At 56.0% G+C, this 19,065-nt stretch carries 15 protein-coding genes; 7 read left to right on the plus strand and 8 right to left on the minus strand.

The window, feature by feature from the left end; genetic code table 11:
• Positions 1-6 precede the first annotated feature (6 nt).
• Together pta and xsc are read right to left on the minus strand one after the other, a co-directional pair.
• A complete protein-coding gene (pta, locus tag H7850_RS07045; protein ID WP_227368814.1) occupies positions 7-1,017 on the minus strand; it encodes a phosphate acetyltransferase in 1,011 nt (336 codons plus the stop codon).
• Between the two features lie 206 nt (positions 1,018-1,223).
• Positions 1,224-3,044: a sulfoacetaldehyde acetyltransferase gene (gene xsc, locus H7850_RS07050; protein ID WP_227368815.1), complete on the minus strand. Its 1,821-nt coding sequence runs from the start codon at positions 3,042-3,044 to the stop codon at positions 1,224-1,226.
• Between the two features lie 187 nt (positions 3,045-3,231).
• Between xsc and H7850_RS07055 the strand changes: the two genes are divergently transcribed.
• Entirely contained in the window at positions 3,232-4,044 is an 813-nt protein-coding gene (locus H7850_RS07055; RefSeq protein WP_227368816.1) for an IclR family transcriptional regulator, read from the plus strand.
• 36 nt (positions 4,045-4,080) lie between these two features.
• Here the strand turns inward: H7850_RS07055 and H7850_RS07060 are convergent, their stop codons facing one another.
• Entirely contained in the window at positions 4,081-5,523 is a 1,443-nt protein-coding gene (locus H7850_RS07060) for an APC family permease (protein WP_227368817.1), read from the minus strand.
• 957 nt (positions 5,524-6,480) lie between these two features.
• On the opposite strand from H7850_RS07060, the gene H7850_RS07065 reads away from it, so the two are divergent.
• Positions 6,481-6,960 carry a hypothetical protein gene (locus H7850_RS07065; protein ID WP_227368818.1) on the plus strand — a complete coding sequence of 160 codons (480 nt, stop codon included), beginning with the start codon at positions 6,481-6,483 and terminating at the stop codon, positions 6,958-6,960.
• A gap of 203 nt (positions 6,961-7,163) precedes the next feature.
• Entirely contained in the window at positions 7,164-8,264 is a 1,101-nt protein-coding gene (locus tag H7850_RS07070) for a malate dehydrogenase (RefSeq protein ID WP_227368819.1), read from the plus strand.
• A 1-nt stretch (position 8,265) separates the two neighbouring features.
• On the opposite strand, the gene H7850_RS07075 is transcribed toward H7850_RS07070, so the two are convergent.
• Complete coding sequence (locus H7850_RS07075; RefSeq protein ID WP_227368820.1) at positions 8,266-9,417, minus strand: hypothetical protein; 1,152 nt, start codon at positions 9,415-9,417, stop codon at positions 8,266-8,268.
• Positions 9,418-9,599: 182 nt separating this feature from the next.
• On the opposite strand from H7850_RS07075, the gene H7850_RS07080 reads away from it, so the two are divergent.
• Entirely contained in the window at positions 9,600-10,286 is a 687-nt protein-coding gene (locus tag H7850_RS07080) for an SDR family oxidoreductase (RefSeq protein ID WP_227368821.1), read from the plus strand.
• A gap of 110 nt (positions 10,287-10,396) precedes the next feature.
• Entirely contained in the window at positions 10,397-10,714 is a 318-nt protein-coding gene (locus tag H7850_RS18100) for a helix-turn-helix domain-containing protein (RefSeq protein ID WP_264477273.1), read from the plus strand.
• A 100-nt stretch (positions 10,715-10,814) separates the two neighbouring features.
• Here the strand turns inward: H7850_RS18100 and H7850_RS07090 are convergent, their stop codons facing one another.
• Genes H7850_RS07090 through H7850_RS07100 form a run of 3 tightly spaced genes read right to left on the minus strand, consistent with a single transcriptional unit; the run spans position 10,815 to position 14,324 of the window.
• The gene (locus H7850_RS07090; RefSeq protein ID WP_227368823.1) at positions 10,815-12,830 is read right to left on the minus strand and encodes a TRAP transporter permease; all 2,016 of its coding nucleotides are present in this window, start codon (positions 12,828-12,830) and stop codon (positions 10,815-10,817) included.
• A gap of 10 nt (positions 12,831-12,840) precedes the next feature.
• Positions 12,841-13,314 carry a DUF1850 domain-containing protein gene (locus tag H7850_RS07095; protein ID WP_227368824.1) on the minus strand — a complete coding sequence of 158 codons (474 nt, stop codon included), beginning with the start codon at positions 13,312-13,314 and terminating at the stop codon, positions 12,841-12,843.
• Positions 13,315-13,361: 47 nt separating this feature from the next.
• On the minus strand, positions 13,362-14,324 hold the full coding sequence (locus H7850_RS07100; RefSeq protein ID WP_227368825.1) for a TAXI family TRAP transporter solute-binding subunit: 963 nt from the start codon (positions 14,322-14,324) through the stop codon (positions 13,362-13,364).
• Positions 14,325-14,547: 223 nt separating this feature from the next.
• Here H7850_RS07100 and H7850_RS07105 point away from each other — a divergent pair, with 223 nt between their 5' ends.
• Positions 14,548-15,906 carry an AlkA N-terminal domain-containing protein gene (locus H7850_RS07105; protein WP_227368826.1) on the plus strand — a complete coding sequence of 453 codons (1,359 nt, stop codon included), beginning with the start codon at positions 14,548-14,550 and terminating at the stop codon, positions 15,904-15,906.
• 1 nt (position 15,907) lies between these two features.
• Complete coding sequence (locus H7850_RS07110) at positions 15,908-16,393, plus strand: methylated-DNA--[protein]-cysteine S-methyltransferase (RefSeq protein WP_227368827.1); 486 nt, start codon at positions 15,908-15,910, stop codon at positions 16,391-16,393.
• 30 nt (positions 16,394-16,423) lie between these two features.
• Here H7850_RS07110 and H7850_RS07115 read toward each other — a convergent pair whose 3' ends face one another.
• Complete coding sequence (locus H7850_RS07115) at positions 16,424-18,502, minus strand: acyltransferase family protein (RefSeq protein WP_227368828.1); 2,079 nt, start codon at positions 18,500-18,502, stop codon at positions 16,424-16,426.
• Positions 18,503-19,065 lie beyond the last annotated feature (563 nt).

Raw genomic sequence — 19,065 nt, forward strand, 5'->3', positions numbered from 1 at the left:
CCATGTTCATCCGTCTCGCTCGACCGCCTGGGCCTGTACCGCAGTGACGGCAATTACATGATAGACGTCATCGGCGCTACAGCCTCGGGAGAGATCGTTGGCCGGTTTGGCCAGCCCCTGCAGCATGGGTCCGATGGCTTTGGCGCCACCGATACGCTCCGCCAGCTTGTAGCCGATGTTACCGGCTTCGAGGTCGGGAAAGACCAGCACATTGGCTTCGCCCTTGACGCGGGAATTCGGCAACTTGCGCTGCGCGATCTCGGGTACGATGGCGGCATCGAGCTGTATATCCTCATCGATGGCGAGTTCGGGGCGTTCGGCCTTCACTTGGCGCGCCGCTTCGACCACCTTGTCCACCGCTGCGTGCTTGGCGCTACCGTTGGTGGAAAATGACAGCATGGCCACTTTCGGCTCCTCGCCGAGCAGAGCACTAGCGCTATCCGCCGCTGCCTTGGCAATTTCGGCAAGCTCCTCGGCCTTGGGATCGATGACCAGGCCGCAGTCGGAGAAGATCATGCCTCCCTTGTGTTGATGATGCGCTTCTTCCATCACCATCAGGAAGAAGCTCGACACCAGCTTGGCGCCAGGCTTGACCCCGACGATCTGAATGGCGCTACGCACTACGTCCGCGGTGGTATGCACCGCACCGGCAACGGAGCCATCAGCATGTTCCAGGCGCACCAGCAGATCGGCGAAGACCAGCGGCTTTCGCACTTCGTGCTCGGCCCGCTCATGGGTCATGCCCTTCTTGTGGCGCAATTGATACAACGCCTCGACCAGGGAGGGGGTCAATGACGACTCAGCCGGGTCGAGCAGAGTGATGGCATCTAGAGACAGGTTATTGTCGGCTGCCGTGGTTTCAATCTTCGCGCGTTCACCGACCAGGCTGATGTCGGCGATGCCATCCTGGGCCGCACGAACGGCTGCTTTCAATACTCGTGGGTCGTCGCCTTCGCAAAGAACGATACGCTTACGCGCCTTTTTGGCACGCTCCATGATGTTGTCGAGCACCTGCATGGTTGACGTCTCCTAGTAAACACTGACGTAAAAAGCAAAAAACCCTGATCCAATGAGAGCATCTCATCGGCATCAGGGGTTTTGTAGACTTGAACGCGAAGAAAGCATGTATTTACGTTGCGAGTAATGCGCGATTGGCCATCGTCGGGCTGGCGTACCAGCACCGACGACAGTCATCTTACTTTGCCGCAGTAAAGACGGCTTTCTTACACGTAGTCCTGATACTTCTCCAGCATCCGTACCGGCTTCTTCAGGGCGTCACGACGGAACGGGTCGCCCAGCTCGCGGGTACACATGATCTCGACGATGCAGGTCTTGCCTTCGTTCATCTGCATGTCGATGGCCTTCTTCAGCGCCGGGCCCACGTCTTCGAGCTTATCCACTACCATGCCTTCGGCGCCCATTGCGCGACCGATCTCGGCGAAGCTCTCGTTATCCAGCTCACCGGCAACGAAGCGACGGCCGTAGAAGTCCACCTGGTTCTTCTTCTCGGCGCCCCACTGACGGTTATGGAACACGATGGCGGTAACCGGAATGTTGTGACGCACGCAGGTCATGGTTTCCATCAGGCTCATGCCCCAGGCGCCATCGCCGCAGTAAGACACGGCAGGACGTTCAGGCGCAGCAACCTTGGCCCCGATCATTGTCGGGAAGGCATAGCCGCAGTTGCCGAAGCTCATCGGCGCGAAGAAGCTGCGGGGCTTCTCGAAGCGCAGATAGCTGTTGGCCACGGAGTTGATGTTGCCGATGTCGGTCGAGACCATGACGTTTTCCGGCATGGCTTTTTCGAGCTCACGCAGCACCTGACGCGGGTGCAGGTATTCACCGCCGGAGAAGGTCTTCTCCTGCTTGTTTTCCTCAATTACGTCGAGGCTGTAGTCGTCCCGCTCATGGGTCCACTCATCCAGCTCTTTCTCCCAGGCGTCCTGCTCGCTCTTGATGGTCTTGGCGCGCTCATCCTTGTTGCTGTCACAGGCCAGATCCCGGCCCTGCAGGCGTTCAGTCAGGGCGACAGCGGCTTCCTTGGCATCGCCGCAGATGCCTACGGAGATTTTCTTGACCAGTCCGAGCATCTTGTGATCCGCGTCGATCTGGATGATCTTGGCATTGGTCGGCCAGTAGTCCATGCCGTGCTGGGGCAAGGTGCCGAAGGGCCCAAGACGCGTCCCCAGGGCGACAACCACGTCCGCCTGTGCCATCAGCTTCATCGATGCCTTGGAACCCTGATAGCCCAGCGGGCCACACCACAGCGGATGGCTAGCGGGGAAAGAGTCGTTGTGCAGATAGCTATTGACCACCGGTGCGTTGAGGCGCTCTGCCAGCGCCTTGCACTCTTCCACGCCGTCCGCCATGACCACGCCGCCACCGGAAATGATCACCGGGAACTGGGCCTTGGCCAGCAGATCCGCCGCTTCGTCCAGGGTCCTGGCGCCACCTGGGCCACGATCCAGACGCATCGGCTTGGGAATCTCGGCCTCGATCTCGCCGTAGAAGTAGTCCCGGGGAATATTGAGCTGGGTCGGGCCGATCTCGGACATGGCACGATCAAAACAGCGACCGGTAAATTCCGCCATACGCGCCGGATGGGTGACGTGCCCCTGGTACTTGGTGAACTCCTGGAACATGGGTAGCTGGTTACATTCCTGGAAGCCGCCCAGGCCGATACCCATGGTGCCGGTTTCCGGCGTAATGATGACGACCGGGGTATGCGCCCAGAAAGCCGCAGCGATGGCGGTCACGCTGTTGGAGACGCCTGGGCCGTTCTGGCCGATCAGTACGCCGTGGCGGCCGGAGGCGCGGGCATAACCGTCCGCCATGTGACCGGAGCCCTGTTCGTGTACCACCGGGATCAGACGAATGCCCGCCGGAGCAAAGATATCCATGGCATCCATGAAGGCTGAGCCCATGATGCCGAACATATCGGTAACGCCGTTAGCCACCAACGTTTCGACGAAGGCTTCGGACGGTGTCATCTTCTGCTTGCCTTGAACAACCTGGCGGTTGTCGGTGTTGTCTTGGGTGCTCATGGAAAACCCTCCGGAGTGAGCGTTTGCTTTATTCGGTACGTTTTATTCCATTTTTTGGAACTGATGCTGAATCTAGTCATTCCAGGGATCAGCGTCAATACAAATCTCAAAAAATGGTATGCTTTAGATCAAATTCAGGAATTACCATGTTAGTGGTCAGATCACCATCTGCATCGAGACCGTCGTTATGAAGCCCGAAACGAAGCCCGAAATAGCCAAGATCGATGGCGATACGCCTGCTTTGCGCCTCCTGTCCTTATTGGAAATCATTGCCGAGAAGGATCAGTTCTTTACCCTTCACGGACTGGTGGAAGAAACCGGCTTGCCCAAGCCGACCCTGCATCGCATGCTGCAGCAACTCGAAACCGCCGGAATGCTGCAACGTGACGGTGATAACCGCCATTACGGCACTGGCGTACGCTTGCGCCGCCTGGCCGAAAACCTATTGCTCAACAACACCGTGCAAGGGGCACGACACGCAGTCCTTGGCCAACTCGTCAAGGAGGTTGGTGAAAGCTGCAATATCACGGCGCTGTCGGGTAACGAAGTGCTTTATCTCGATCGCGTCGAGACCCAGGCGCCCTTGCGTTTTTACCTGCATCCCGGCTCCCAGGTTCCGGTGCATTGCTCCGCCAGCGGAAAACTGTTCCTGGCCCAGATGAAACCCGCTCAGCGCAGGCGCCTGCTGGCCCATGTGCCTCTTGAACGCTTCACTCATAACACCCTCACCGACTTGGGCCTCCTCGAAGAGGAGATAGAACGTGTCGGCAGTACCGGTTATGCCTTCGACGATGAAGAATTCCTGCCCGGTCTTGTATGCATCGCCGTTCTGGTTCCTGCCGCCAAGGGCCGCTCCAATCTTGGCTTGGCGGTTCAAGGCCCCACCATGCGTCTGTCACGAGAAAAAGCCTTGAGCTTCTTGCCGGCACTACGTGAAGCCGCTCAATCGATCGCTGCCATCGATGCCGAAGCTACTCCAGATGGCAGCGCATACGCGTAGCGCTTTTTCACACGCAGACACTCAGCCGATACATGGCTATACCTCATCGGATGCCAGAATCAAATGATCGAGATCTTTTTTCGATTTTCGCTGGAAAATATGCCGACGAGTGGCATACAAAATAAGTCCCAATGCAGTCCAGATTAGTAGCGCGATCCATGACGGTCCACTCAAGAACCCCGGCGAGCCGGGAATCAGCAAGAGCCCTAAAAACGACAGACTGCTGATCGCACCAAGCAACGACAGGAATTTCTTGAACGGTGACACGCAGCCCTCATAGTGCTTGCCGGATCCCTGTTCGGACCACTTGAAGCATTTGTAGGCCACCGCACAGCAATAAAAGTAAGCGATAGCGACACCGGTAGCGGCCATATCGACGACCCAAAGCAACGCTTCACGGCCAAGCCAGGGTGCCAACAAGCAAATACCGCAAGTAAACAGGATGCCTGCAGTAGGCGTGCGATACTTCGAATGCAGCTGGCCGAATGCAGAAGGAAGCACTCCCGCCCGGCCCAAGGCGAACATCAAACGACTGGTGGCGATATAAAAGCCATTGAGACCTGTCGCGATCCCCATCAATAGCGCCAACGCCAGAGCAGCCAGACCTAGATTCCCTAGCGTCGCCTGTACCACTTCCCCCGTACCCCATACCGGTGACTGACCCACCAGATCCACCCAGGGCATTGCCAATGCCGTCGCCAATACCAGGGCTGAATAGTGCACTGCCGCCATGGCGAGGGCCAATACGATCAGCGTGAATGCCTTGGCCGGCGAGAAGTCGAACTCTTCTGCTGCCTGGGGAACGCTATCGAAGCCGACATAAGCCCAAGGGGCGATGGCTACGATTGAGAGCACCGCTGCCCAGGAGGACACCTCGGGCTTGAACAGTGGCTGCAGATTGCTGAAAGCAGTACTTGGTGCCAGTAACATGCCAGCAACCACTGCAACCGCCCCAATGATCAACAGTACGCAAAATACGAACTGACTCTTGCCGGAAAGGCTTCCCCCGCGAATATTGATCAGTGCAAACAGGATCAAGGCCAAGCTGGCAACCACGATTTCGCCCAGGTATACGTCCCAGCCGGCAACGCTATAGAGTCGCCCGATATCGACTATTTCGGGAATCAGAAACTTGCCCAATAACGCCAGAGCCGAGGCATTCAAGGCCACGATGGACATGTAACCCAAGGTCAGGAACCAGCCGCAAAAAAAAGCGTGATTTCGTCCAAACCCTAGATAGGCATAGGAAAATCCACCCCCGGTGACAGGATATATCTTGATCAGAAAACCATAGCTGACGCCGATGATAATCATCAGCACCGCGCCAATACTCAAGCCCAGCATCACGCCCAGGGGGCCGGCCATGGCAAGCCAGTCTGCAGGCAAAACGAAGCTGCCCCAACCGATAGCGGAGCCAAACGCAATGGCCCACACCCAATGCGGCTTCAATGTCTTCTCAAGTTGTTCGCGCTGTTCCATGCCGCTACTCCCGAATGGTCTTATCTTGTGCGCAATCGGTCATCCAACTCCTGTTAATGAGCGTAGACGCTAATACGACGTAGAGCCGACGTTAGAAGATGCCCACAACAAGGCAGTAGAACCAGAAGACGAACGGGAATAGGACCAATCAAGGGCCTCTCTATACATTATTCGGAATATTGGGTATCAAAAAAACACTAGGCAACTGTGTATACTAGATTCTTGCATACACCATGCATACATAACCCTCGACAGATTCCATTACATAATTACTCTTTGATAGCTACTAAAGTCGTATTATCAATAGCGAGACAATACAGGGAAAGGCGAGGAGGAATCTAAACTAAAAACAATTCGTAAAACTTTTTTCTGATTTTAAGCAGACATATTTCATATAATTTACTAAAAATTTAATTTATAGAATACTATTTATACAAACTGTCTGAACGCTTGAAGCACTCGACCTGAGGTATTCGATAGATTGCCAAAACTTAAACCTGATGCTAGCGCCTCCATTCCAGGCATATCTTCGAGGCTATGCTGACAATCGCTTTAGTTTCTTGTGCTTCGCGAGTTGTTCATGCTTTCAATTTAGCATCGCCCCCAGAATCGAGATTTATAGAAGATTATTGGCGATTCAGCACGCTTTACATCACGCAAAAAAGCACCATTTCCTCGCATATAAATTCCATCCATTTAGCCTTAGAAAAATAACAAGACCGTTATTCAGGATCAAAAAAGAACGAATAAATCGTGTCTACATCGATTCTTACGAAAAATATCGAACCAATCAATCGTTGAATTTATTTTCCCTTATTTATATTAATGAGAAAGTTAATATCCAATCACCTGTTTCTGCATCGTTTTTTTTAATCATTCTGATCACTATTTTCGTATTGCGTACGAAATGCGTCATTCATCACACTTACGCCTTATTCGGTTCGGAAACTTCACCCAATGCCTGGATCGCATTACCCCGAGAATGAGGATTCTCTTCGAATCATCAACAATCATTGGTTTGCTTGGCAAACAATCTCCGCTGACCATGATGGAACCCAACATTTTTATTCTCCTATTCATGTCAATTACTCGACACTGAAAGGAAAAAATAAATCATATTTTTTGCTCGCCTTTACCAATGTGCTTTACCTGGATGGCGCTCAGGATTTCCATGTCGGCCTGAAAATCCTGCGTCACCATAAAGACGTCTTGGTCGCCGACCTTTTCATCGCCAACCGTGATGTCCGCAGTATTGCCATTGTCAGCCGCATCGATTTTGTCTGGATGCAACGACATTGCCAGCACGTTATCGATGCGTATCCACCCAGCCTGTTCGGCCCCGAGGCGGAGCTGGATGTCGCGGCCTACCTAGACAGCGCTTTTCCCTACGTACATTCAGGGATCACCTCGCCCAAACAGTCCCCTCGCAAGGGATAGTCATAAAGTCGTTATCCCATGCGCTGTTCCAAGCCATGCAATGAGAGGTAAACGGGCCGGTTTTTGTTATGCTCTGACATGGTGATGGACCTATTTGAAATATGCTCGTCCGTGCCGGATATTGTACGACGCTTGTTTCCTTGTTCCCGTGAGGATGCGAGCATGGTGTCGTAGCTACCATCGAACTTCAGGAGGGATCCCACTTGAAACGTCCTTTTCGTATCGCTGTCACCGGCGCTGCTGGCAGCATCAGTAACTCATTGTTGTTCCGTATTGCCTCTGGCGACATGTTTGGCAAGGATCAGCCAGTAATCCTGCAGCTCATCGAGCGCCCCGAGGCCATGCAGGCCTTGCGTGGCGTTGCCATGGAGCTCGAGGACTGCGCCTTCCCGCTGTTGCTTGGCGTGCGTCTGCACGACAATGCGGAAGATGGCTTCCGCAACGTCAGCCATGCGCTGCTGGTCGGCGCCAAGCCGCGTGGCAAGGGCATGGAGCGCAAGGATCTGCTGGCGGAAAATGCCGAGATCTTCAGTCGTCAGGGCCGCGCCCTCAACGACAACGCCAACCCGGACGTGAAGATTCTGGTGGTGGGTAACCCCGCCAATACCAATGCCATGATCGCCAGCCGTAACGCACCGGATCTTTCCCCGGCGCAGTTCACCGCCATGAGCCGACTGGATCACAACCGTGCCAAGGGCATTCTGGGTAACCACATTGGTGCCAACACCCAGGACATCACCCATGTGGCCGTGTGGGGCAATCACAGCCCGACTCAATATCCCGACGTACGCAATGCCAAAGCCTTCGGCGAGCCGATCATGCCGACACTGGACAAGAAGTGGGTCGAGGAAACTTTCATCCCGCGGGTGCAAAAGCGCGGTGGCGAGATCATCGAGGCACGCGGTCTATCCAGTGCAGCATCCGCTGCCCAGGGCGCCATCGATCACATGCGCGATTGGGAACTAGGCACTCGAGACGGCGATTTCGTCAGCATGGGCATCTTCTCCGATGGCAGCTACGGCATCGCCAAGGGAATCGTCTACTCCTTCCCGGTACGCTGTCGCTATGGGCGCTACGAGATCGTTCAAGGCCTGTCCATCGACGATGAAGCACGCAAGTACATGAAGGCGACGGAAGACGAATTGCTCGAAGAGAAATCCGCGATCGAGCATCTGCTGCCCAAGGAAACCGAAGAATCCAGCAACAACCTGGGTGTGACCCTGCGTTCCGGCGCCAAGCGCTACGCCGATCAGGACGCTCTGGACGATAGCGAGGCCAGCGCCCTGCGCACCGATCGCATCTGATTCATTCGAGTCTCAGCCGTTCCCGCTCCTCGGTGATCCACCGAGGAGCGAATAGGGTGCGAAGCATTCGCCACAGCGCCCATAAGGCTGCCAAGGGTAGCAACAAGGTCTCGAGTAGATAGACCACCAGCAGCTGAACGAAACGCTCCACCATGTCATCGGAGAACTGGCGTACGCTCAGGGTCATGTCCGCGGTGCGCTCGCGCAGATCATTCAGCCATTGTGTCAGCCCTTCCTCTTCCTCCAGCGTATCGACATCCGCCTGCTGCAGTTCCGCCGTTGCCACGTTCAAACTCTGCTGAGCCTGCTGTCGCCGCTCTTCCAGAAGGGCATCTGAGACGAACCCGACCCCGGTTATCATCAAGGGAAGTGCCAGACGGGCGACTACGAGCACGATGACGACACCTCGTGCCAGTAGCACCAGACGCCGAGACAGCCCCGAAAACACCAGCGCCATCATCAATAGCACTGCGCTCAGGCTTCCAAGAACCGTTATCGCCGCGCCCTCTCCCATCTCCAGCAGCACGCGCTGAATACCGATCGACGCCATGGCCACCACCATGACATCCGAATAACGTTCCGCCATATCCTGCAGCGGCTTGAATACCTGCCCCGGCTTGACCGCGACACCGCCGATGAACGGTAACGTCAATTCTGCTTCGGCTGCCAGGGCGATACCGCGATCGATCAACCGTGCCGAGGCATAGGAGGCCGCCGCCAGTGTCAAGGAGCGATCAAGCGTCGTGATTGCCGAGACCTGAGTTGGTGCCAATACCGGTCCAAGCACGCGCCGCTCGGCAAACTCGCTGACCGAGGCGAGCAATACCAACCCCAGCAGAACCAGCATCCCTAAACGCTTTTTGAAATCCCGTCGCGGCATGGGTTCCGATTCGTCTGAGTCGCTGGAGCGCTCAGTTTCTATACGGTACGCCTTTAGCCAACTGGTAAAAGGCAACAGCAAGCTGATAGACAGCAGCACCGCCTGCCATCCCGGCAATCCGGGCCTTTGCCACCAGCGCCATGCCGCGAATGCGCCCACCACCAGCCCTGACAAGACGACATAGCTCATTTCCGGCCAGCGTGGCGTACTGACCAGCGCCCCGAGATACACGGCATCGAATAGCAAGGCGACGGCCAGGCTCAACATTGCCATTAAATAGCTCCCATGATGATGGATGCACTGATCGAGTGATTACGAACCAATCGAGATCACCGCGATAAAGGGCAGTCATACTAGGTCATTTTGATGATATCGCTCTATTGAATTTCCAAAGCCTACTTACCATGCTGTTCATACTGCCCCTGCTAAAAAACGGAACTGAAAAGGAGACAACAATGAATGACCACGTCATGTTGATTACCGGCGCCTCGACGGGAATCGGTGCGGCCACTGCCCGCGCCGCGCATCGCGCGGACTACAGACTGGTATTGGCGGCCCGCTCCACGGACAAGCTGGACGCCCTGGCCAGGGAATTTGGTACCGACAAGACATTGACCGTAGCCTGCGATGTCACCTCCATGGAAGATCAACAAGCCATGGTGGACAAGGCCATGGAACGCTTCGGGCGTATCGACGTCGTATTTGCCAATGCTGGCCGTGGCGGTTCGCCGGGGGGCTTCAGCGAAGCCGATCACGAAAGCTGGCGCGACATGTTGATGACCAACGTCTACGGCGTCGGTCTGACCATTCAGGCGTCCCTGCCCATGCTGCGCAAGACCCAGGGCCACATCCTGCTTACCGGGTCCGCTGCGGGTCGCGCTACCATTCCCGGATCAATGTACAGCGCCAGCAAATGGGCGGTCACCGGTATTGGCTACAATCTGCGTGAAGAACTTCGAGGCAGCGGCATACGGGTGACCCTGATCGAACCCGGCATGGTGGATACGCCTTTTTTCGACCAAGCACCAGATCATGCCCTGGAAGATCGCGACATCGCCAACGCGGTCATGTATGCGGTCAGCCAGCCCGCCCATGTGGACGTCAACGAGATACTCATACGGCCTACGCCATCTCGTGAATAAGCACCTGAACAAATATTACAAAAAACATGCCCCGAATATGCTTTCGGGGCTGGCGAAATGCGCAAAAATTTCGCATGCTGAAGTCGTCAGTGGACAGGCAATGGAGCCTCATGAACGCGGTAAGACAATTGAACGGCAGCGCCTCTTTGCACTCTTCGTCGAAAGGCAAGAGCAATCTTGATACAAGAGCCGATGCAAAGGACGATGTGCAAGATGACGTGAGAGACATGGAAAAACGCTCTCGCCTGATGCGGGTAGTCACGCGCCGCATCGCCTTCTCGGAGCTGGACAACCGGGAAATCGCCCGTCGTGCCGGCATTCCTTCCCAGCGCATCAGCGATCTGCTCGCCGGGCGCCTGGAACACTTCTCCATCGATCAACTTCAAGCTCTTCGCGAAACCGTGGAGGGTGAGACATCCAATTCCTGACGCGACCCTGGATGCGCTAGCATCTTCTCTCTTATTCGGTGCTGCAAGATACGGCACCGGATAAGCTCGTGGTCGACACCATTCAGTACGGTCTCCTGGTTCATGCAGCACCGGCTGCAGGCTGGCGTTTGCTGGCCAACCAATTGCCCCCCAGCAGCACTGCAATGACCACGACACCGGCTATTTCACTCAATAAATCAGGATAGAATACCGCCGCAGACGCAAGGGCAATCAGCGCCCTTGAAATCACCGAGATGCGCATGAACAGATAACCTTCCAGCGCCGCGGCAAAGGCCAGAAGAGCGGCTATCGCGATGATCACGTTCCAGATGACCAGGGCTACCGGCCCTCCCATGATGATCTCCGGGTTGAACACCATGAACAGCGGGATCAGGTAGAGCCCCTTGGCAAACTTCCACGCCTGGAAGCTGGTCTCCATGGGTTTGCTGCCGGCGATGGCCGCGCCGGCGAACCCCGCCAGGGCAATCGGCGGCGTCACGTTGGAATCCTGGGAGTACCAGAACACCACCAGATGCGCGATCAGAAGCGGCATGCCGAACTCCGTGGAAAGGGCCGGGCCCACCAGCACGATCAATACGATATAACTTGCCGTGACCGGCAATCCCATTCCCAGCACCAGGCTTGCCAGCAACACCATCAGCAGCGCCAACAGGATATTGCCGCCGGAGAACGCCATCATCATCGCCGAGAACTTGAGTCCCAATCCGGTCAAGCCGACGATACCCACGATGATGCCGGCCACGGCACAAGCCATGCTCACCGCCACTGCATTGCGCGCCCCCAGCTCAAGCCCTTCGATCAGCCGTATGAAGCCCGTCTTAGCTATATCCTTCAAGCCAGCGGAAGTCACCGGCTGCCCCTGCTTTGGCGCAATGAATAGATACCAGATCAAGAAGCGCAGTACCGCCACGGCAATGATGGTGAGGATGGCATAATAGCCGACCCGCATGGGGGACATGTTCATGACCAGCAGATAGACCAGCACCCCCAGGGGCAGCAAGAAGTGCCAACCGTCGCGCATGACCTGGCCCAACTGAGGCAGTTCAGAACGCACCATGCCCTTCATGCCCTGCTTGAGAGCGATGATATGCACGAACAGATAGACCGTGGCGAAATACATCACCGCCGGCAGCACACTCACCTTGACGATCTCGAGATACGGTACGTTGGTATATTCGGCGATCAAGAAAGCACCGGCACCCATTAACGGGGGCGTGATCTGGCCGCCGGTGCTTGCCGCGGCCTCGATGCCTCCAGCCTGAGCCGGCCGATAGCCCAGGCGTTTCATCAAGGGGATGGTGAAGGCACCGGTGGTGACCACGTTGGCAATGGCGCTGCCCGAAATCGACCCCATGCCCGCGGAGGCCAACACTGCCGCCTTGGCCGGCCCCCCGCGCTGACGCCCGGTGGCAGCATAGGCCAGTTCGATGAAGAAACGCCCGGCGCCGGTACTTTCCAAAAAGGCGCCAAACAGTACGAAGATAAAGATGTAGGTGGCCGCCACACCCAATGGTAGGCCGAACAACCCTTCCTGACCCAGATAGAGCTGGCCGACGATGCGATCCAGGCTATAACCGCGATGGGCCATGATCCCCGGCATCCAGTCCGACAACCAGGGCAAGTCTCCCCTGGGGCCCGCAAAGGCATAGAGAATCGCCACCACGCCAATAATAGTCATGCCCAGCCCCACCGCCCGGCGGCTGGCCTCGAGCACCGTGACCACGGCGATACAGCCGACGAGGATATCAGTCTGGTTCCAGAACCCGGCGCGATCGATGATTGCGTCGAGATTGAAAGCCATGTAGAAACCGGTGATGAAGGCACCCGCCAGAAAGATGCAGTCGATGATCCAGCCCAGCACACCCCGCCGGCGCTGCGCGCCAAACACCGGGAACATCAGAAAGGCCAGGAACATGATCAGCGCGATATGAATACTACGCTGATAGAACAGGCCGAGCGGTTCGATCCCCGCCGCATAGAGCTGGAACAGCGATAGCCCCACGCCCACCAGGGTAATCAACCACAGCACCATCCGCGGCTGGATGGACTTGGGCGTGCCGGGATCGATGTCGGACTGTTCGGGAGCGTCGTTCATGGCATTCTCTTCAAGGAGTTGGGTTGCTTGTTTGCAGGTGGATCAGGACACGCTCACCCGCCGCCAGGGCGCTCAAACTGGTGATATTGCCGGCATGGGAAAGCCTGTGATTCACGGCCCTGCTACCGACTCGTAATAGATAACCGTTGCCGGGCACCGGCTCATCGATATGCTCGATCCAGTAGCCGCCTTCACCGTCGGAGGTCTGTACCCCGCGCCCGGGTATATGCCCGAGCCCTGCCGCGAAATCCGGTTGATGACTGCGCTCCAGCACCATTTTCCCCTGCCGATAACGATAGCAGTCCTCGACTTGAATCCCGGTCACGGAATGATTCCACACCAGACACCAGCGCTCACCAGGCTGGAGGGGAATATCGACCAGCGCGGTATTCGAGGACGACACCACCTGCAACCGAGCCGGCTCGTTTGCTGCCGCGCCTGATATCGCTACGAACCACGAGACCCACAGCAAAAGGACGAGCATCGATGCTCGCCCCTTGGCTTCAAGTGTTAGGAGCCACATCACAAGGCTCAGGGACGTAGCTTGTCGGGAACCTCGGCACCGACTTCCTCATAGTAGCGGATGGCGCCCGGATGCAGCGGTACCGGGGTGGAATCGAGACTGAACTCCACCGTGGTATCGTTGGCCGCCGGATGAATGGCGATCAATTCGTCGGTTTTCTCGAACAATACCTTGGTGACCTCATAGGCCAGATCGTCGGGGAGGTCCGCATTGACGACCAGCACATTGGGAATGCTGATGGTCTGCACTGGCGCCTCCATGCCTTCATACAGCCCTTTCTTTAGCTCGTAGGCGGCAAACACCGGCTCGGCTTCCTGAGCCTTGGCGATCTCCTCGTCACTTAAGCCGACCAGACGAATATCCCGGGTAGCGGCCAGGTTGAGGATCGAGCTGGTGGGCGGCCCGACACTCCAAAAACCTGCGTCGATGTCACCATCGCGCAACGCATCCGCGGTCTCGTTGAAGTTCAGGCGCAGAGTTTCCATGTCATCGTAGGTCAGGCCATTGGCTTCCATCAGCGCCTTGGCATTGAGCTCGGTGCCACTGCCCGGAGCCCCCACGGACACGCGCTTGTCTTTCAGATCCTGCAACGACGTGATATCCGAATCCGCCATGGTCACGATCTGCACCGCGTTGGGATAGATCGAGCCCAACGCCCGGGTGGCTTCGACCTGACGCCCGTCGAACGCCCCTTCCCCCTTGTAAGCCTGATAGGCGGTATCCGCCAGCACCAAGGCAAAATCCGAATCCCCCCGATAGATCAGCCCCATGTTCTCGACCGAGGCTCCGGTGACCTCGGCAACCGCGCTGTACCCTTCGAGATGATTATTGATCAGCTCCGCCAGACCACCGCCATAGGGATAATAGACCCCGCCGGTCCCCCCCGTGGCAATGGATAGACGTTGCTGCGCGATAGCGGCGGGGGCAGCGATGATAAGCGAGGCTGCGAGAGCAGCGGATAGTAGGCGCATGAATCTCTCCTTGGATGATTGTTGTTGATGATGCGTAGCTAAAAACTATCACGACCGGCAACTTGCCTGCCAGACAGATTGGCAACTCAACCACTTCTCTTTGGTAGGATTTCAAGGAATCAGGCGTGCCTGTGATAAGGCCGTTCAGTTCCGATTCCGGCTAGTCATTGCCGTGAGAGAGCTTACACTGGGCCTAACATCATGCAACTGGAAGAAGCCACAGGTGCTCAATAGAGAGACATGTCACCAGGCTCGCCTGGCCCGGGATGCCCGTTTCGATGGTCAGTTCTTCACTGCGGTGAAGACCACCGGCATCTACTGTCGCCCGGTGTGCCCGGCCACGCCGCCCCAGGAACACAATGTGACCTATTTCACCAGCGCTGTAGAAGCCGCCGAGGCCGGTTATCGGCCTTGCCTGCGCTGTCGACCGGACAGCGCCCCGGGTTCGCCGGCCTGGAAAGGCGTGAACACCACACTGGAGCGTGCTCTGCGTTTGATCGACGAAGGCGCTCTACAGGAAGGCACCTTGAACCAACTTGGCGAGCGTCTGGGTATTAGCGATCGATACCTGCGCCAGCTGTTTCAAAAACGCTTCGGTGTTTCCCCGAAGACCTATTCGCTTTACCGACAATGTCTGTTCGCCAAGCAGCTGTTGCATCAAACCCGCTTACCGATCACCGATGTAGCCTATGCCAGTGGCTTTCAAAGTCTTCGCCGCTTCAACGATTGCTTCAAGAGACGCATTGGGCTCAACCCCAGCCAACTGCGGCGCTATGCAAGCCCTGATCATGAGAAACTGATACTGACGCTCGCCTATCGACCACCGTTTGCCTGGGAACGCTTGCGCCATTTCCTGGCCCGTCGACTGATCGAAGGTCAGGAATGGCTGGGCGATGATTTCTACGGCCGCACTTTCACTTGGGGCAAGGCCAAGGGGCACTTTACGGCGACTCACGATCCGCGGCACCACTGCTTCAAGGTGGCGCTAACCATCGACGACCTGTCTGTCTTACAGGCGGTCGTCGGTAACATCCGTCGCCTACTCGACCTTGATGCGGACACACGAGCCATCGAGGAACATCTGAATGCAACAGTTCCCGGGTTGCCTTTGGTTGCCGGGCTGCGTTTACCCGGCATGTGGGATCTGTTCGAGGCCGGGGTGAGGGCGATTCTCGGTCAGCAGATATCGGAACTTGCCGCGCGCCATCTGGTCCAGAACCTGGTCAATGCGCTTGGCGATCCTTTAGACGACCAGCGACGTTGCTTTCCCACCCCGGCCAGTATCGCCGCAAGCGACCTGAGTTTTCTCAAGATGATCGCAGCCCGCCGCGATACCCTGCGTCGTTATGCCGAGTGGTATCGAGACAGCGAAGCACCCCAGGATGTGGAGCAATGGCTGACGCTCAAAGGCATCGGCCGCTGGACCGTGGACTATGCTCAACTGCGCGGCATCAGCCATCCGGACATCTGGCTGAGCGGCGATCTGGTGGTGAAGAAGAAGCTGCACGCCCTAGACGACGCCGACCCGCACCAGGCCGCCCCTTGGCGTAGTTATCTCACCCTGCAACTCTGGAGCCACTGACATGTATATCGACTACCTGGCTACTCCCAGCGACTCATCGCTTGGTTTCTTGCAAATAGAGGCGACCGAAGCGGGCATCACCTACATCGACTTCGTCGACGAACGCAGCGAACCGATTAATCCCCATCCGCTAATCGAGCGCTGCAAGACCCAGCTCGAGGAGTATTTCCAAGGCCAACGCCAAGCCTTCGATGTGCCATTGGCGCCTGAAGGCACCGACTTTCAAAAACGCGTATGGATGCAGCTTCGTGCTATCCCGTTTGGTGAGACCTGCAGCTATGCAACTATTTCCCAGGGGATAGGAAGCCCAAATAGCCATCGCGCCGTGGGCGCCGCCAATGGCCGCAATCCGCTATCCATCATCGTGCCCTGCCACCGGGTGATCGGTAGCAACGGCCAGTTGACCGGCTATGCCGGCGGGCTGGAACGCAAACAATGGTTGCTGCGCCACGAGCAGGAACATCTTGAGTACGCTCTACAGCCGTGATGAGTTTTGTGCATTTTAGTTATTAACTAATTACTTGCTTAACGTTACTTGAACGATATCCAATCCATTCGTGCGGCGATGGATGTTTGGCTCGAAGAGGTCAGTCGCTGTTTCTGTCAACATATTGCCGTCATCAGTCTTGAAAACATCCGGCAGCGCTACCCTCAACTGCTTCTCGATATTTTCCCTGAGGAATCTGACGTAGGGCAGATGGACGTGATGATCGTCGCGATACATCAGATAACCCTTGAACCGCGTAGGGCAACGTGTCTCGGTGCATAGCAGATCCGACATGTCGATATTCGCAATAAGGTCTTCATATTTCACCGCTGGATTTTCCGCCTGGAAGACCTCGCTTCTATTCAGGGAGCAGGAATCGGCCGACGCCTGCTGGTGTTTGTAAAGGCAGTCGGGCACGTCGTATTCGAAACGCGGATTGTCCCGTATCCCCACCACCTTTATTCCTTGGGAAGCCAAGGCCTTCCAGCTCTCGACATATGACATCGGGAGATACTCCCCCTCATTCTCGGTGGTTCGAGTAGAGTTCGTTATCACGACCTGGGGTTGCATCTCGATGATGGCCGCCATGGCCTTTTCGTTCCACACGCGGCAGGACTTGTTGGAATCCTCCACCGCGCCGAGCGGACAACTGCTCTTGATCATGTTGACGATTTCGAAATTGTTTTCCTTGGCAATGGCCCTGAGAGCGGTTAGCCATTGCAGAGCATGGGAGCCACCTGCCAGAACGACCTTTCTATCGGCCCCGATCGCTCCAAAACGGCACGTCTTGACCTCCGTGCCCTGAACACTTTGTTGGCAGTTGGTGTTGTATGGCTCTGGAAATACACCGCGAGCTGCAAAAAGCTCCTCTTTCTCGATAGCACTCGGCGTCTTTTCGGGAAAGATACGATTCTGATGATAGGGCTCGATATCTTGTCTTACCCATCGCTCGGTGGCTTTGTCATAGGTGGCGAGAATATCGGCTCGTATCAGGTAGGCGGAAGCCATGATTGGGGAAAAGAATAGAACGCCTACGGCGAAATTGACGAGCACTTTTTCCCTGGGAATTTTCCTAAATGGTGCTTCCACGGTCTTGCTGGTAGCAATCGCCAACAGGATGGCCAGTGCCATGATGGCAAGCCCAGGAACGATGGCAACGCTTTGGATATCGAAGTAGGTTTGATAAAAGACGTACAGCGGCCAGTGCCAAAGATAGATGGTGAAGGAAACGCCCCCTAGGTAGACCAAGCCTCTATTCGACAGCAGCCTGTTGGCGAGCCCCGCACCCCTGCTCCCCGACACGAGAATGCAGGCAGCGCCCAGCACGGGTATCAATGAAACCATGCCAGCAAAACCTGCCCCCTTGGGGATGAGAAAAGCGCCCCCGATCACTAGGAGCAGACCCAGCAAGCCTAAAAGGCTTCGGTATTTAACGACGTTCAGGTTACAGACGACAAGAAAGACGAGCACACCGGTGAAAAACTCCCAGGTCCTGGCTAGGGGATCGAAGTAGTGCAGAGAGGGGTTTTTCGCCACGACGATAACAGCGTAGGCGAATGAAGCGACAATGATCAGCGGTACGCCGATAAACAAGGGCGCAGAAGTATTCAGCTTCCGTGAAGCCCATGCCAGAGAAAGCAAGATGAATGGGAGTACGGCATAGAACTGCACCTGGATGGAGAGCGCCCAGAACTGCTGAACGGGACTGTCCGGGACATCGGTTGCCAGATAATCGACGGAATCCCTCATCAATTGCAGGTTTTCGATATGCAGCACGCTGGCAAGTATTTCGGTGATTGTCGCCATCAGAAAGGAGGGCGATATAAGCAGATAGCTGGCAAGCAGCGTCACACCCAGCACCAGATAGGCCGAAGGCGCAACCCTTTTTACGATACCGCCCCAGAACACCAGAGGGTTTACCACCCCCTGCTTGAAAAAACCCTTGAGCAGCAAGGAAGACATCATGAAGCCTGAAACGACGAAAAAGACATCGACGCCGCCCGACACCTTATGTAGCCATATGTGAAAGACCATTATTAAAATGGCGCCCAGTGCTCGAAGCCCCTGGATGTCTTTCCTGTATTCACCCGCACAATACTGGTCGAACAATTTAAAGACTCACCTGCCTGACAATCGCCAGCGCTTTATATGTAAACATAAAATTTCTTAAATGTTACATTTTTAAACACGGCAAATACCACGTTTTAGTAAAGCCAAAAAACAAAATCAGGGGAATTGATCAGTAAAGTAGTGATGCCTCCTTAAAACGTTATAGTGGCTACTTGGAAGAACCGCCTTAGCCTTGAATATTACTGAGCATTAAAAAGCCGCCAACCCGAATCCCATACATGACCCAGAGCACGCCTCCTGAATCGCAGACTTTGCCATAATGATGGCTTTCAACCCTTTGGCAGTTTCCCCATGCCGCACCTGATTACCCACCGTTCCCACGTTTTCAACCTGAGCTCGCAGAACCCGCACAGTCGCTTCCATGAGCTCTGGGAGACGGTCAACGCTTTCAGGCTACAAGCTGGCTGGGTTGGCTTTTCCTGGCGGGCTCGCTGCTTTATCTGATGGTCTCGGGGCACGACCTGCTCGAGGTGCTCAAGTACTGGCGCCAGTGTGCGTCAAGAGCTTCCGATTCAGGTCAGTCGTGTGGCAGAAGCTTGAGG

Source organism: Halomonas sp. M20 (assembly GCF_020622265.1).
Taxonomy (GTDB): Bacteria; Pseudomonadota; Gammaproteobacteria; order Pseudomonadales; family Halomonadaceae; genus Modicisalibacter.